The following is a 14,887-nucleotide window of genomic DNA, read 5'->3' on the forward strand; positions in this document are numbered from 1 at the left end:
GGCTTTGGCCTTTGGAACAAATCGGCTACGAACTTCGCAATTTCGAAGCTCTCTTGGTCGACCGGTAATCAACCCGGACGTTGGCATGGGATGTATTTTCATACCCATGCTGACATTTTTCGGTGGCCTCCCCATCCCCATGTTTTGGAGGCCCTTTGGAAAGAGCGGCGTCACCTTTTTCAGGTGGCGCCGTTTTTATTTGTGAAATGGCTTTTGCACTGAGCACAAGCAAAGATCAGAACGACGTTGGTATGTTGCATACCCGGTAGAAATGTCACTGGGTTTGCAAAGCAGAAGTGTCACCCTGGATGCAACGCAAGCAAGGTTTTTAAGCCGGTAGACATGATATATCGAAGGGTTGAAAGGCCTTTCTGGGGCCAGCTCAATCATAAACTCTATGGCGATGAATTTGAGCGAGGAAAGCGAATTTGCCTTGTGGTGATAGTCTGATTTTGGTGCATCTAGCATTTTGGCCTATGCTGGTCGTGCTGACGGTCGTCATCGCCCGTCACAATAGTTTCGGCCTAAAAGACGCGCTCTTGGCGGCGGTAGGTATGAAGAGTTCGACAGAACGCTTGCGATCAATGTCCTACACGCTTTGACCATCTTGCTACCGATTGGTGTCGCGGTTTGGGTCGTTCAACCCTGTCTGGCTTGAGCTGCCCATTCTGACCGCCGCTGTTCATAGCAGGCTTCCATCTTTGAAGGTCGCCCTGACGGGCGGCGTCCGGTCTTCTGGTAGCTGTTCTTTGCGCTGACAACGCTTAACCGGCGCGACCTTCTTGTTCTACCTTGAACACCGAAGAACCACACGCAAGCAAAACGCCGCCCAACACATGTTGAACGGCGTTTGAAGATCGTGTGATTTGAGCGGGACTTAGCCCTGAGCGGCTTTGGCCACTTCTGCTGCGAAATCTTCTTCTTTTTTCTCGATGCCTTCGCCCACTTCCATGCGGACGTAGCCAACGATTTCCGCACCAGCTTCTTTGGCCGCTGCTTCAACGGTCAGATCTGGGTTGATCACGAAGTCCTGACCCAGCAGGGTCACTTCGGACATGAATTTCTTCATGCGGCCCACGATCATCTTCTCGATCACCTGCTCCGGCTTGCCGGATTCACGTGCGATCTCGATCTGAACGTTTTTCTCTTTTTCAACGATGGCTGGGTCGAGGTCTGCTTCGCCCAGAGCCTGCGGGTTGGCCGCTGCGATGTGCATGGCAACCTGCTTACCAAATGCCTCATCGCCGCCTTTCAGCGCCACGAGAACACCGATTTTGCCCATGCCGTCGGTGGCTGGGTTGTGCACGTAGGAGGTCACAACGTCGCCTTCAACGGAGGCCATGCGGCGCACGGACATGTTCTCACCGATGGTGGCAACCGCGTCAGTCACGGTTTCTTCAACGGTTTTGCCGCCCAGATCCGCTGCTTTCAGCGCGTCAACGTCAGAAACGTTTACGGCGGCGCCAGCGATTTTGGCAACCATGGACTGGAAGTCCGCGTTTTTGCCAACGAAGTCGGTTTCGGAGTTCACCTCAACGGCAACACCTTTGCCACCTTCAACAGTGACTGCCACCAGACCTTCGGCAGCGGTACGGCCGGATTTCTTGGCCGCTTTCGCCAGACCTTTGGTGCGCAGCCAATCGATTGCTGCTTCCTGGTCGCCGTCAGTTTCGGTCAACGCTTTTTTCGCGTCCATCATGCCTGCGCCGGTCATCTCGCGCAGTTCTTTAACCATTGCTGCTGTGATCGCCATCTTAGGCTCTCCTCGTCAGAATTGGGAATGTGGGGGCGGGTCTACCCTGCCCCCATGTCAGATTTGTAACGTCGCTTACGCGTCTGCTGCGGCTTCTTCGGCCACGGCTTCTTCAACCGGAGCTTCGAATTCGCCCAGATCCACGCCTGCGGCGCCCAGCTGTGCGGTCATGCCGTCCAGCGCTGCGCGGGCTGCGAGGTCACAGTACAGGGAGATCGCGCGGGATGCGTCGTCGTTGCCTGGGATGATGTAGTCAACGCCGTCTGGGGAGCAGTTGGTGTCAACCACGGCCACAACTGGGATGCCCAGTTTGTTGGCTTCGGCGATGGCCAGTGCTTCTTTTTTCACGTCGATGACGAACAGCAGGTCAGGAACGCCGCCCATGTCGCGGATACCGCCGAGAGAGGCTTGCAGCTTCTCCTGGTCGCGCTCGATGCCCAGACGCTCTTTCTTGGTCAGGCCTTCTGCGCCGGATGCCAGTTTCTCGTCGATCTCTTTCAGACGGTTGATGGACTGGGAAACGGTTTTCCAGTTGGTCAGCGTGCCGCCGAGCCAGCGGTGGTTCATGAAGTACTGAGCGGATTTCTCTGCTGCATCTGCGATCGGCGCTGCGGCCTGACGCTTGGTGCCAACGAAGAGGACGCGGCCGCCTTTGGCAACAGTGTCACGTACGGCTGTCAGAGCCTGGTCCAGCATAGGAACGGTCTGGGTCAGGTCCATGATGTGGATGCCGTTGCGAGAGCCGTAGATGAACGGGCCCATGCGTGGGTTCCAGCGCTGTGTTTGGTGACCAAAGTGAACGCCAGCTTCGAGCAGCTGACGCATGGAGAACTCGGGAAGAGCCATGCTATTTTCCTTTTCCGGTTTACGCCTTGGCGGGGAGAAGTGAGAGCAGATGCTCCAACCGGCGGACCGACAGGGATGTCTCCCCTGTCCAAGCCCAAACCCCGCCTGCGGGTTTGAATGCCGCGCGTTTACAGCAGCTTCCCCAAGCTTGCAAGCCCTGAGTGACGGCGTTTTGGGGCAATCCGACGCATTTCCGTCGGGACCGGGGTTGACCTCAGCCTACAAGGGATCAGGTTGAGGCAGAGGCATGGCCATTTCAACGGCGCCATATCGGCTGCGGGGGCGTGATACCAACGCATGCCATGCGCAGCAAGCACGGACTAAGGATCTGTTTTCATGATTAAACTCTACCACCTCAACAAATCGCGCTCGCTCCGGATTATGTGGCTTCTGGAAGAAATTGGACAGCCCTATGAGCTCTGCGCCTATCATCGGAACAGGGAGACATTTCTGGCACCTGATGCACTGAAAGATATCCATCCGCTTGGGAAAGCGCCCATGCTGGAGATTGACGGCCATCTGATCACGGAATCTGCCGCCATTGTGGAAGTGCTTTGTCAGAGATTCGCGCCCCATATGCTGCCCGATGCCAGTGATGAAGCAGCCAGTCTGGCGCATCTTCAACTGATGCATTTTGCCGAAGGCTCCGCCATGACGCCGCTTTTGCTGGGCATTTATACCAGCCGTCTTGGGGAGGCCGCCGCCCCCTTGCATCCGCGCATCCAATCAGAAACTCAAAGCCATTTTGCCTATATGGAAAGCCTGATCCGACCCTCGGGGCATTTTGTACTGGATCAATTGTCAGCAGTGGATGTGATGATGCTGTTTCCTGCGCAGGCCGCCATCCACCGGCTCGGACTGGCAGCGGCCTTTCCTAAGCTGGCCGCCTTTGTTGGATCCATTGAGGCGCGTGAGGCGTTTCAGAAAGCGGCGTTGCGCGACGAAGGTTAACCCATGTGGCGCGCCATCAGGGCCATATGACATGGCCCTGCCCCGCGCGCCGTTTTTACATAGAGGTCTCAAGCCCCGCGCGGACCAAATTTTCTGCGGCGCGCGCCAGAGCTTTGCGATCCGCGAAATCGGCCACTTTTAGAGGCGCGTGGTAAGTGAGTGTCACCGCGCCCTGCCGCTTGGCCGCCAAAGTGCTCAGCAGGTGCGGACCAAATTCCATATCACCCCACCAGCCATAAAAGCGCGGCTCGGCACCCTTTGGGGCGTGATAGCGCACGGTCACCGGCTGAATGATCATGTCCTCTTTCAGATTTGGATCAAAGAAGGCCTGAAACAGCGTAGTTTTGAACGGCAGCACGCGCAGGCTGTCGCTGCTGGTGCCTTCCGGGAAAAACAACAGCTGGTGCCCTGCCCGCAGCCGATCCTCAAACAGTTCTTTATGCGCCCGCGCCTCACGCCGGTCACGTCGGATGAACAAGGTGCCGGTGGCCCGCGCCAGCCAGCCGATGCCGGGCCAGTTGGCCACTTCAGCCTTGGAGACAAAATAGACCTGCTGTGGCGCGTTCAGCGCAAAGATATCCAGCCAAGACGCATGATTGGCCACCACCGCGCCCTGATCGCGGATGGGCGTGCCCTCCGTGGCAAAGCGGATGCCCAGCAGGCGGAAGGCATTGCGGCACACAAACTGCGTGATGTAGGGCGTCCATGGGCGGCGCAGACCAAAAAGCGGTTTTTCGATCATGCGCAGAAGCAGCAAAAGCGCAAGGCAGCCGAAAACCAATAGCGCCAGCGGCAGGCCGCGGATGAGGGCGCGCAACGCGCCCATGACACCAATCTTATGGGGGATCGGATAGCCTTCGTCACCTTCCCAGGTGCTCACAGTTTGCGCCCTTTGGTATAGAGTGCCCGGTTTTTCTCATTCATGCGTGCTGTGTCGAGGATCAGACAGACATCGGTGGTGTTAAAGGCATGATCCAGATAGGCACCCTCCCCTACAAATCCGCCAATCCGCAGATAGGCCTTGATCAACGGCGGCACCGCCAACATGGCGGCGCGACGGTCAATCTGCTCCTCCGGGATCAGATCCATGGGTTCAAACACCTCTTTCTGCGCGCGCGTGCGGATGTCTTTGGGGGCAAGGTGGCGATGATGCAGCAGCGAAAGTGCGGCGGCATGCGCATTTACATCGGTGCCGTGAAAACTCGCCACACCAAAAAGAATGTCGATGTCATGTTCGGACACATAGGCCGCCAGCGCACTCCAGAGATGAAACATGCCCACACCGCCGCGATAGGCGGGCAGCAGGCAGGATCGCCCCAATTCCAGCAGGCGGCGGCCCGAGGCCTTGAGCGCGGTAAGATCATATTCATCTTCGGAATAGAATTGCCCAATCTGGACGGCCTGCTCTTCGCGCAGCAGACGGTAAACCCCCACGACCTGATCCAACGGATCGGATTTAAGCGCATTGTCGCGCAGGATCAAATGATCGAAATAGGCGTCAAAACGATCAATTTCGAGCCGGGCGTCATGATCGACCATATCCCCATCGGCGCCCAGTTCCTCGACAAACACGCGGTAGCGCAGGCGTTGCGCGGCCCTCAGCTCTTCCTCAGTCGTGGCAAGCTTAACCTGAAATTCCGGCACATGTGCGCTCATCGCCCCACCGTGTCCTCTTTGTTTTGATGCGTTTTAGGCAGGCGACGCTCAGAAATCAACCAAGCGACAATCTGCGCATGCATTCATAGATTTTTCACGCAATACACGATTTGTTAACCAAATCAGACGTCTGATGCGGGCATGAGCATGACACGCGTGCCATCCAAGACGACCTTGCCCGCGTCCCGGAAATTGACGGTGATTTTGCCGCCGATGTTGGATTGAACCTGTCCCAGCCCCCAATCGGGTTGATCCGGATGGGTAACCAGCATACCGGGTTCCAAAAAGGCGTTCAGATCTTGCATGGGGCGCTCGTCGCAAAAGGGAATACAGATGTCACATAGTACGGATTTCGCCGCATTGGTAGGGTCGCGAATTTGCCACGACCTGATCAGCCCCGTAGGCGCAATTGGAAATGGTTTGGAACTACTGTCGTTAACAGGGGATGCCAAAGGGCCAGAGATGGACATGATCTCTGACAGCGTGAACAACGCAAATGCGCGTATTCGCCTGTTTCGAGTGGCCTTTGGTCAGCCAGGCGATACACAGATGGTCGGCGAAGCGGAAATTCAATCTATTCTTCAGGGACTTGCGCCCAGTTCTCGAGTCTCCACCTACTGGGAAGTCGACGGTGCGGTGCCGCGCTCTGAACTGCGCCTCGCCTTCTTGGGGTTGATGTGTTTTGAAAGCGCGATGCCCTTTGGCGGGAGCATCACGGTGACACGTGAGGGAGAGGGCTGGTTCCTTCTGGCCGAAACGGAAAAATTGCGTGCGGACCCTGATCTGTGGGAACCGGTGGCAAAAGGCGATGTGCCAGAAGGGCTGGTCCCGGCAAAAGTGCAGTTTGGCCTGCTGCCGGCGGGCGCCAAAATGCTGGGGCGGGATTTGAAAGTGGATCTCAATGAGGTGAGTATTGAGGTGCGATTCTGATTAACCCATTCTTAACAAATAGATAGGGCACCTTGTTAAGGCGCCCTTTTTTGCTTTTGCACGCAAGCTTAAGAGCGGGTCGCGCCATCCCCTTCGACCAGATATTTGAAGCTGGTGAGCTGTGCCGCGCCAACGGGACCACGCGCGTGCATTTTGCCGGTAGCAATGCCGATTTCTGCGCCCATGCCAAATTCCCCACCGTCTGCAAACTGCGTGGAGGCATTGCGCATCAGAATGGCACTGTCGAGCCGCTCAAAGAAACGGGCCGCTGTCGCATCGTCTTCGGTCAGGATGCAATCGGTGTGATTGGAGCCATATTGGCGGATATGCGCGATGGCCCCGTCAACATCAGGAACCACTTTGGCAGCGATATCCATATCCAGATACTCCTTGCCCCAATCTTCAGGGGTGGCCGCTGTGGTGCCTGCGATCTTTTGCAGGGTTTCATCCGCATGCACCCGCACACCGGCATCCAGCAGCATCTGAATGAGCGCCGCGCCCAGCGTTTCTGCAAGACTTTCATGGATCAGCAGACATTCCGCAGCGCCACAGATGCCGGTGCGGCGGGTTTTGGCGTTGAGCACCACATCCATGGCTTTTTGCGCATCAGCAGCGGCATCAACATAGATGTGCACGATGCCTTCAAGATGGGCAAAAACCGGCACGCGGGCTTCGCGCTGCACGAGGCCCACGAGGCCTTTACCACCGCGCGGCACAATCACATCCACGGTGTCGACCATGGTCAGGAGTTCCTGCACCGCGGCGCGGTCACGAGTGGGCACCAGTTGAATCGCCGCTTCTGGCAGGCCAACGGATTTCAACCCATCAACGAGGCAGGCATGAATGGCACCAGAGCTGTGAAAGCTTTCAGAGCCGCCACGCAAGATCACGGCATTGCCCGATTTCAGACACAGCGCGCCCGCGTCTGCGGTCACATTGGGGCGGCTTTCATAAATCACGCCAACCACACCCAGAGGCGTGCGCACGCGGCGGATGTTGAGGCCGGAAGGCATATCCCACTGGGTCAGTACCTCGCCAACAGGGTCATCTTGTGCCGCAACAGTGCGTAGGCCGGACACGATGCCCTCAATGCGGGGCTCATCGAGCATCAGGCGATCCATCATCGCATCAGAGAGGCCTTTGTCACGGCCAAATTCGAGGTCTTTTTTGTTGGCCTCAATGATCTCGGTGCGACGGGACCAGACCGCATCGGCGGCAGCCTCAAGCGCGGCGCGCTTCACCTCCGGCGGGGCAAAGGCCAGCTCCGCGCTTGCCGCTTTGGCTTGCGCGCCAATCTGGGCCATCAGGGCGGGGATATCTGCGATGTCTTTCATCAGATCTGTCCTTTGTGGGTTACGATATGTGATCAGAGTTTCGCCTTCGGCGAGGATATTTGCATCAAGAGGAAGGCTAAAGTGCCATGTCGTCACGGTGAACAAGCGCCGTGCGCCCGGGATATCCTAAAATGGGTTCAATGTCGCGGCTGTGATGGCCCTTGATCCGGCGCGCTTCCTCAGAGGAATACGCGCTGAGCCCCTGGCCGAGACGGTGGCCCGATCCATCCGTGATTTCAATCGGATCGCCCCGGCCAAATTGCCCGTTGACCTCGGTCACACCGGCAGGCAGCAGGCTTTTGCCGGAGCTGAGCGCATGGGCCGCGCCGGCATCCACCACCAGAGCGCCCTGTGGTTTCATGGAGGTGATCCAGCGTTTGCGGGCAAGCTGTGGGGTGCCTTCTGCAGTAAACCACGTGGCATTGGCCCCTTGCTCCAGCGCTTGAATGGGACGCAGGGCAGAACCTTCGGTGATCGCCATGGCACAGCCGCCAGCGGTGGCGGTTTTGGCCGCCATGAGCTTGGTGATCATGCCGCCTTTGGAGAGGCCAGAAACGCCTTCGCCGGCCATGTCTTCGATCTCCGGCGTGATGGTTTCAATCACTTCAAAGCGCTGAGCATTGGGGTCGGTCATGGGGTTGGCGGAATAGAAGCCGTCCACGTCCGAGAGCAGGATCAGATGATCCGCGCCGGTGGTCAGCGCGATCTGCGCGGCGAGACGGTCATTATCGCCATAGCGGATTTCATCCGTGGCCACGGTGTCATTTTCATTGACGATGGGCACAACGCCCAACGTCAGCAATTGATCCAATGTGGCGCGCGAATTGAGGTAGCGGCGGCGGTTGGCGCTGTCTTCCAGCGTCACAAGCACCTGCGCGGTGGTGATCTCGTAAGGCGCCAAAACCTCTTCATAGGCGCGGGCAAGACGGATCTGGCCCACGGCAGCGGCGGCCTGCGACTGATCCAATGACAGATCTGCGGCCGCAGGCAGGCCAAGCGCGCCGCGCCCCAGCGCGATCGAGCCAGAAGACACCAGCACCACATCGGTGCCGCGTGCCTTCAGCAGGGCAACATCTGCGGCCAAAGCCTTCAGCCAGTCAGCCTTCAACAGGCCAGTGTTCCGGTCAACCAGCAGAGCTGACCCGATTTTAATAACAACCCGCTTGGCAGTGATCAGGGTTGCCACGGCGCCTCTTCCTCATCTGCGGTGTCTTCGATTTTCTGACGCACACGGTCATCATCGATTTCCGCTCGCAGCGCGCGCAGCACCTCGGTGGTGCCTTCATGGCTGGCCCCGGACATGAGCATCACCGGGCCTTGGGCCACGGCCTCCAACTCCTCTTTGAGGAATTCACGCTCTTCGGCGTCCAGACTGTCGATTTTGTTGAGCACGGTCACGCGCGGTTTGTCTGCGAGAATATCGGCGTAGTTGGTGATTTCCTGCACGATGGTTTTATAGTCTTCCAGAAGCGTGCCGGAAGTACCATCCACCAGATGCAGAAGCACCGCACAGCGCTCCACATGGCCAAGGAAAAGGTCACCAAGGCCCCTGCCCTCGCTGGCTCCCTCGATCAGGCCGGGAATGTCAGCCACCACAAACTCCACCCCATCAACACCGACAACACCAAGGTTCGGATGCAGCGTGGTGAACGGGTAATCCGCAATCTTGGGCCGCGCATTGGAGGTGGCGGCAAGGAAGGTGGATTTGCCTGCGTTTGGCAGGCCCAGAAGGCCCACATCGGCGATAAGCTTCAGGCGCAGCCAGATGGTACGCTCCACCCCCGGCTGGCCCGGATTGGCCCGACGCGGGGCCTGGTTGGTAGCGGATTTGAAGTGCAGGTTGCCAAAACCGCCGTTGCCGCCTTTGGCCAAGAGCACGCGCTGGCCCACCTCGGTCAGATCGGCAATCAGGGTTTCCTGATCTTCATCAAGGATTTCGGTGCCCACAGGTACGCGCAGCACAATGTCATCGCCGGATTTGCCGGTGCGCTGGTTGCCCATGCCCGGCTGGCCGGATTTGGCAAAGAAGTGCTGTTGATAGCGGAAGTCGATCAGCGTGTTGAGCCCTTCGACAGCTTCGGCCCAGACGTAGCCCCCATTGCCGCCGTCGCCCCCATCAGGGCCGCCGTATTCAATGTATTTCTCCCGTCGGAAGGACACACAACCGCCCCCGCCGCCACCGGAGCGGATGTAGACTTTGGCAAGGTCGAGGAATTTCATGTCAGTGGTCCTTTCGGGGCGCGTTTTGCGCTCATACCCTGCCTGCGCGCAAGGCTCAATCCAGTTTCAAACTATAGGTCCAGGTTGGCACTGTGGCATCGCGGGCCACAGAGAAGCTTTCGGCATCCCCCAGATACTGAAAACCGCAGTTTGTCAGTACCCGCGCAGAGGCCGGATTGTCCTGAAACACAGAGGCGAAGATTGTGCTGCTCTCCAGCGGGTTGGCCGCGATCAACGCACGTACGGCCTCTGAGGCCAGTCCGGTGTTCCAGAACGCCTTGCCAATCCAGTAGCCAATTTCGGTCTGCCCCTCATCAACGCGCGTGAGGCTGATCAAGCCCATGACCTCAGGATGGCCTTCGGTGCTGCCATCAATGGCCCAGACGTCCTCGACCCGATCTTCGGATTGCGCGCGCGCAATGAACGCTTCGGTGGCACCGGGTGGCACCGGGTTGGGGATGCTGGTGGTCATACGGGCCAACTCGCGATCGGCCGTATGCATTTCAATCAAACCAAGATCGGAGCGGCGCAGCGGCCGCAGCGCAAAACGTGGGGTGTCGACAACGGGTTGATTGACTATTGTGTCCAGTTTCATACGCGTTCTCCTCCTCAAAGAGCCACATAAAGCACAGAGAGGACGGTCAGGGCCGCCAATGTGCGCATTAAATAAATTTCCCCGCGCGTGCCTGCGACGCGTCTTGCGATCCGATCTCCGGCATAGGTCCAGATCGGATGCAGAACGGCCTGCGCGCTCAAAAGGCAGATGGCAATTGTTGCCGTGGCCATCAAGGCTGATGTCCCCGGTGTGACAAAATTTGTAAATCCGGCCACGATCATGGCCCAGGCCTTGGGATTGAGCGGGTGCACCAGCAGGCCAGCGGCAAATCCTGGCGGCGTTTGCGGATCTGCGCTTGCTGTGGTCAGGCGCAGATTGGCAACCTTCCAGGCAAGCCAGAAAATATAAGCCACACTCAGCCATTTCAGCGCTTCAAAAAGCCCCGGCACCGCCTCGGCGAGTTCCATCACACCAAAGCCAATCGGCCAGATGATCAATTGCTTGCCCAGAGCCACCCCGGCCACAAATGGCAAGGCCGCCCGAAAGCCAAAGCGCGCGCCTGTTGCCAAAAGCGCCATATTCGCAGGCCCAGGTGTGCCCACCTGACTTGCGGCAAAAACGCTAAAACTGATCACGGCAACGCTCATGGCGTATCTCAATACTCAAAAAGAAAAAGGGACCGGCGTTTGCTGCCGGTCCCTTAGATGTCTCATAACCTTTTGGGTCGGCTTATTCAGCGGCCTCCGCCACTGGCAGAACCGAAATAAAGGTGCGGCCTTTGAGGCCTTTGTGGAACTTCACGTTGCCGTCAACGGTTGCAAAGATGGTGTGATCTTTGCCCATGCCAACGCCTTCGCCCGGCCACATCTTGGTGCCGCGCTGACGCAGGATGATGTTGCCTGGGATCACGGCTTCGCCACCGTATTTCTTCACGCCAAGACGGCGACCTGCGGAGTCGCGACCGTTACGGGAACTACCACCAGCTTTTTTATGTGCCATATCGTTAGTCTCCTATCCGTCTTTTACTTCGCCAGTTCGGCTGCTTGCGCAACCCACTCTGGCTTCACTTTGGCGCCTTCGAAGGTGTCAACATCCACGGCTGCCAGAGCAGCGTAAGTGGTGATGCCTGCCTCCACCAGTTTCTTGGCAGCGGCTGGACCAACGCCGGTGATGGCGGTCAGGTCGTCGCCTGCTGCTGCCGGAGCTTCTGCTTTTGCAGCGGCTTTGGCAGGTTTGGCTTCTGCTGCTGCGGCAGGAGCGGACACGGAGCCTGCGCCGATTGCAGCTTTCACACCAGACTTGTCACCACCGGTGGCAAGAATGTCGGTGATGCGAACCAGTGTCAGTTTCTGACGGTGGCCCACGGTGCGCTTGGAGCTGTGCTTACGACGACGCTTCACGAATTTGATCAGCTTTTCGCCTTTGATCTGTTCGATCACGTCAGCCTGCACGGCAGCGCCTTCAACGAAAGGTGCGCCAACAACGGTGGACTCACCGCCAACCATCAGCACATCGTTGAATTGAATCTTTTCGCCAGCGTCTGCAGCCAGTTTTTCGACACGCAGGACGTCGCCTGCCTGTACTTTATACTGTTTACCGCCGGTCTTCAGGACTGCGAACATGTCCTATTCCTTCGATCTGATCGCGTCCTGTGGCCCCGCATCCTGAAGGATTTGGCGTTGTGGCAGGCTTTGACACCATGCCGCCTCGAACTGCGCGCCCCTGTATGGGGCTGTGTTACAATAAAATCAGGCGCAAAGTCTGCACTTCACGCCGGATGCGCGCTTATCCTGTGGAAAACCTCTCAAGTCAACCCTTAACTTCGGCCCACATCGCGCCAGGCGCCGACCTTACAGCTCCTGTGCGGGTTGTAACTCCCCCATGCGCAGCGCCAAGGCTTCAAACCGGTTTGACATCACTTCAAAATGCACCGCGTTCATCAGTTCGTAGACCGTCATCATATCCGGATGCTCCAGCGCCTCAGTATAGGCTGCAATCTCCTCCACAGAGAAATCCTGATAGGTGTAGGCGGCATTGCGCAGGGACGACTGCTCCATTTCATGCGCAATCTCTTCTGCATTCTCATTGAGAGCCGCGCGCAGCCCCTCCTCATCTGTGCGCAGAGAGATCACCCCCGCATAAGAGGCCGCCAAAAGAAACCTGACCTGAATTTCAGTCATGGCCTGCCCGCCAATGTCTTTGGGATCAATCGCGTGGTTCATGCGCTTAAACAAATCAATGCGCGGATCGTCATTGGCTTTGAGCGCGTCAAGCAATGCGGCCCCATCTGTGTCTTTGGCGATATCATCTCCCATATGCGAGCTATTCTCCACCGCCACAAGGCGTTGCCCAAGGTCGCTGGCATAAAATTCAGCCGCATGCGCCAGCAAAGCCTCATCCAATGTGGCCTCCAAAATATCAAGCGCGCGGCTCTGCATGAGTTCAACATCAAACACATCCTCAGAAAGCGTCTGCCACTGAAGGCCAAAATCTTCCTCGGCCAATCCCAGCATTTCCGGCGCCGCCGAAGCCGAGAGCGCAATTGACTCAATCGCCACATCAAAGCCGGTGACCTGTAAAAACGCAGCCACGCGATCCCGGCCTGCGGCCTTCGCGCCACCTGCGATGCCAGTCAAGCAGAGCACAAACACAGCGCAGAAGCCAAAAATGGCGCGCAGGGAGATCACAGAGGGCGGGGCCAATCGGGCAAGAGCTGAAACCATAACTACAGGCTAAATCATTTCACGGGCGAAACAACGCAAATCCCACTTGCACGTGATCACGAACGCGCGTAAACGACGGCGCACCAAGACCACGGTCTATGCGGACGGAGAGGTGCCGGAGTGGTCGAACGGGGCGGTCTCGAAAACCGTTGAGCCTTCACGGGTTCCCAGGGTTCGAATCCCTGTCTCTCCGCCATTATCCCCCTTGATACTTATTGTATAATTCGCCTTTTTTTGCACCTAAGAAACCTCTGATTTGTTTCCTGAACCTTGAGCCACTTTGGGCCATTAGCTTCATACAATGACACCTTTTGCAGCCTTTAGGTGTGCCGACCATATAAGCGAATGGAATACTTGATTAGATAACAATCTTTCGAGCGTGGCGCGAAGCGTGCAACCCGTCGAAGATAAGGGGCTAGCAGAAACGATGGGCTGGCCTGATCCCCCCTTACATTTCGGGTGCAGCTGCCGCCCCCCCCTCCGACCCATTTAAGAGACGTGCTGTGGGAAATGAGAGCACCTAAATACCAAAAAATCCCTCAAACAATTGTAACTTGAGGGATTTTTATGGCTCCGGCGGTAGGGATCGAACCTACGACCAATTGATTAACAGTCAACTGCTCTACCGCTGAGCTACGCCGGAACATTTATCTCTGAGCTGCCTCAGAAGGTGTCGCAGGGTATAGCCGCGCTTTTTGGGGACGTCCAGAGGATTTCTTACCGATTGCAGGAAGAAATTTCACCTCAGAACACAAGCTTGCGAAAAACAAAAAATCCCTCAAGTCTTTGTGACTTAAGGGATTTTTATGGCTCCGGCGGTAGGGATCGAACCTACGACCAATTGATTAACAGTCAACTGCTCTACCGCTGAGCTACGCCGGAACATCTATCCCTGAGCTGTCTCAGGAGATGTGGCGGGGTATAGCTTTGGATTTCAGAGACGTCCAGAGGCTTTTTTGAAGTTTTTTGAATTTCCGCAAAAAACTTTTACAGCAGTTCAAAAATCGCATCTGCGGCGAGCCGACCCCGTACTGAAACTCTTTTTTTACCATTTAAATCAACGAGGTGCGCGAAAACGTTGCGCGTGGCAGCTGGGAGGAGCGCGGCAGGAGTTTCTTTATAGATTGCCGCGGCCAGTGCCTCTGCGGTGGTTGGCGCATTGGCCAGCGCTGCCAGGATTTCAGCCTCCCGTCCCTTGCGGTGCGCCATCAACCACGCCAAGCGCTCTGATGGGTTTTCTATCGGAGCCCCATGGCCTGCGTGAAATACGCGCCATTGCCGCGCAGAAAGCTTCTCACAAGAGGCCATAAAATCGGTGAGATCCCCGTCAGGTGGGGACACCAGCGAACTGGCCCATCCCATGACATGGTCTCCACAGAAACAGACATCCTCCATGGCAAGAGAAATATGGTTTCCAAAATGGCCGGGCGTGTGAATCACTTCCAGCGCCCAGCCCCTGCCCCGCAGCACCTCGCCTTCGCAGACCACGCGATCTGGCATGAAGTCCACATCCACCCCCTCGCCGCCGCCGGCCAGACCACTGCTCGCAAGGGCTTGCATCACCGCACTGCGCCCGGCATCGGGATCCCCATAGGCATAGACCGGCGCACCGGTTTCTTCCGAGAGCGCCCTGGCCAGCGGGGAATGGTCCAAATGGGCATGGGTCACAATGATATGTGTGATTGTCTGCTCTCCCGTCACCGCTGCCAGAATGGCCTTCAGGTGGTCTGGGTGATCTGGCCCCGGATCAATAACGGCAAGCTCTGTATCTCCGATGAGATAGGTGTTGGTCCCCCGAAAGGTCATCGGCGACGGATTAGGCGCGAGGATGCGGCGCAGATTTGGCGCCAATTGCTCGGCTTTTCCGGGTTCAGGGTTGAAAGCCAGAATATGGGCGTCCATGGTCATCCTCTCAGAA

The 14,887-nt window shown here is 57.3% G+C and carries 16 protein-coding genes and 3 tRNA genes; 3 read left to right on the forward strand and 16 right to left on the reverse strand.

What is annotated here, in order from left to right:
* Positions 1-877: 877 nt before the first annotated feature.
* Both tsf and rpsB read right to left on the reverse strand, forming a co-directional pair.
* On the reverse strand, positions 878-1,753 hold the full coding sequence (gene tsf / locus SHM7688_RS15340) for a translation elongation factor Ts (protein WP_058240800.1): 876 nt from the start codon (positions 1,751-1,753) through the stop codon (positions 878-880).
* A 75-nt stretch (positions 1,754-1,828) separates the two neighbouring features.
* Positions 1,829-2,599 (reverse strand): 30S ribosomal protein S2, encoded by a 771-nt coding sequence (gene rpsB / locus SHM7688_RS15345; protein ID WP_058240801.1) that lies wholly within the window; start codon positions 2,597-2,599, stop codon positions 1,829-1,831.
* A gap of 336 nt (positions 2,600-2,935) precedes the next feature.
* Here rpsB and SHM7688_RS15350 point away from each other — a divergent pair, with 336 nt between their 5' ends.
* Positions 2,936-3,550: a glutathione S-transferase family protein gene (locus tag SHM7688_RS15350; protein WP_058240802.1), complete on the forward strand. Its 615-nt coding sequence runs from the start codon at positions 2,936-2,938 to the stop codon at positions 3,548-3,550.
* 55 nt (positions 3,551-3,605) lie between these two features.
* On the opposite strand, the gene olsA is transcribed toward SHM7688_RS15350, so the two are convergent.
* The 3 genes from olsA to SHM7688_RS15365 all read right to left on the reverse strand — a co-directional run bounded on the left by olsA (position 3,606) and on the right by SHM7688_RS15365 (position 5,511).
* Positions 3,606-4,430: a lyso-ornithine lipid O-acyltransferase gene (gene olsA, locus SHM7688_RS15355; RefSeq protein ID WP_058240803.1), complete on the reverse strand. Its 825-nt coding sequence runs from the start codon at positions 4,428-4,430 to the stop codon at positions 3,606-3,608.
* Positions 4,427-5,206 (reverse strand): L-ornithine N(alpha)-acyltransferase, encoded by a 780-nt coding sequence (gene olsB, locus SHM7688_RS15360; RefSeq protein ID WP_058240804.1) that lies wholly within the window; start codon positions 5,204-5,206, stop codon positions 4,427-4,429. The genes olsA and olsB overlap by 4 nt, the downstream gene beginning before the upstream one ends.
* Positions 5,207-5,328: 122 nt before the next feature.
* A complete protein-coding gene (locus SHM7688_RS15365) occupies positions 5,329-5,511 on the reverse strand; it encodes a DUF3553 domain-containing protein (protein ID WP_058240805.1) in 183 nt (60 codons plus the stop codon).
* 28 nt (positions 5,512-5,539) lie between these two features.
* Between SHM7688_RS15365 and SHM7688_RS15370 the strand changes: the two genes are divergently transcribed.
* Positions 5,540-6,136 (forward strand): histidine phosphotransferase family protein, encoded by a 597-nt coding sequence (locus SHM7688_RS15370; protein ID WP_058240806.1) that lies wholly within the window; start codon positions 5,540-5,542, stop codon positions 6,134-6,136.
* Positions 6,137-6,204: 68 nt separating this feature from the next.
* Here SHM7688_RS15370 and SHM7688_RS15375 read toward each other — a convergent pair whose 3' ends face one another.
* The 8 genes from SHM7688_RS15375 to SHM7688_RS15410 all read right to left on the reverse strand — a co-directional run bounded on the left by SHM7688_RS15375 (position 6,205) and on the right by SHM7688_RS15410 (position 12,969).
* On the reverse strand, positions 6,205-7,503 hold the full coding sequence (locus tag SHM7688_RS15375; RefSeq protein ID WP_223229199.1) for a glutamate-5-semialdehyde dehydrogenase: 1,299 nt from the start codon (positions 7,501-7,503) through the stop codon (positions 6,205-6,207).
* Positions 7,504-7,546: 43 nt separating this feature from the next.
* Positions 7,547-8,656: a glutamate 5-kinase gene (gene proB, locus SHM7688_RS15380; protein ID WP_058240808.1), complete on the reverse strand. Its 1,110-nt coding sequence runs from the start codon at positions 8,654-8,656 to the stop codon at positions 7,547-7,549.
* Positions 8,644-9,690 carry a GTPase ObgE gene (gene obgE / locus SHM7688_RS15385; protein WP_058240809.1) on the reverse strand — a complete coding sequence of 349 codons (1,047 nt, stop codon included), beginning with the start codon at positions 9,688-9,690 and terminating at the stop codon, positions 8,644-8,646. Before obgE ends, proB begins: the two co-directional genes overlap by 13 nt.
* A gap of 55 nt (positions 9,691-9,745) precedes the next feature.
* Entirely contained in the window at positions 9,746-10,285 is a 540-nt protein-coding gene (locus tag SHM7688_RS15390) for a GNAT family N-acetyltransferase (protein ID WP_058240810.1), read from the reverse strand.
* A gap of 14 nt (positions 10,286-10,299) precedes the next feature.
* Positions 10,300-10,893, reverse strand: coding sequence for a LysE family translocator (locus SHM7688_RS15395; protein ID WP_058240811.1), 594 nt, complete (start codon positions 10,891-10,893; stop codon positions 10,300-10,302).
* A gap of 82 nt (positions 10,894-10,975) precedes the next feature.
* Positions 10,976-11,245, reverse strand: coding sequence for a 50S ribosomal protein L27 (rpmA, locus tag SHM7688_RS15400; protein WP_058240812.1), 270 nt, complete (start codon positions 11,243-11,245; stop codon positions 10,976-10,978).
* Positions 11,246-11,268: 23 nt separating this feature from the next.
* Positions 11,269-11,868, reverse strand: coding sequence for a 50S ribosomal protein L21 (locus tag SHM7688_RS15405; protein WP_058240813.1), 600 nt, complete (start codon positions 11,866-11,868; stop codon positions 11,269-11,271).
* Positions 11,869-12,096: 228 nt separating this feature from the next.
* Complete coding sequence (locus SHM7688_RS15410) at positions 12,097-12,969, reverse strand: DUF2059 domain-containing protein (protein WP_083499072.1); 873 nt, start codon at positions 12,967-12,969, stop codon at positions 12,097-12,099.
* A gap of 106 nt (positions 12,970-13,075) precedes the next feature.
* Here SHM7688_RS15410 and SHM7688_RS15415 point away from each other — a divergent pair.
* Positions 13,076-13,165: transfer RNA gene (locus SHM7688_RS15415), tRNA-Ser, on the forward strand.
* Positions 13,166-13,537: 372 nt separating this feature from the next.
* Here the strand turns inward: SHM7688_RS15415 and SHM7688_RS15420 are convergent.
* From SHM7688_RS15420 to SHM7688_RS15430, 3 genes are all read right to left on the reverse strand, one after another.
* Positions 13,538-13,612: transfer RNA gene (locus SHM7688_RS15420), tRNA-Asn, on the reverse strand.
* 164 nt (positions 13,613-13,776) lie between these two features.
* Positions 13,777-13,851 (reverse strand) — tRNA-Asn (locus SHM7688_RS15425).
* A 105-nt stretch (positions 13,852-13,956) separates the two neighbouring features.
* Complete coding sequence (locus SHM7688_RS15430) at positions 13,957-14,871, reverse strand: MBL fold metallo-hydrolase (protein WP_058240814.1); 915 nt, start codon at positions 14,869-14,871, stop codon at positions 13,957-13,959.
* Positions 14,872-14,887 lie beyond the last annotated feature (16 nt).

Source organism: Shimia marina, from assembly GCF_001458175.1.
Taxonomy (GTDB): Bacteria; Pseudomonadota; Alphaproteobacteria; order Rhodobacterales; family Rhodobacteraceae; genus Shimia; species Shimia marina.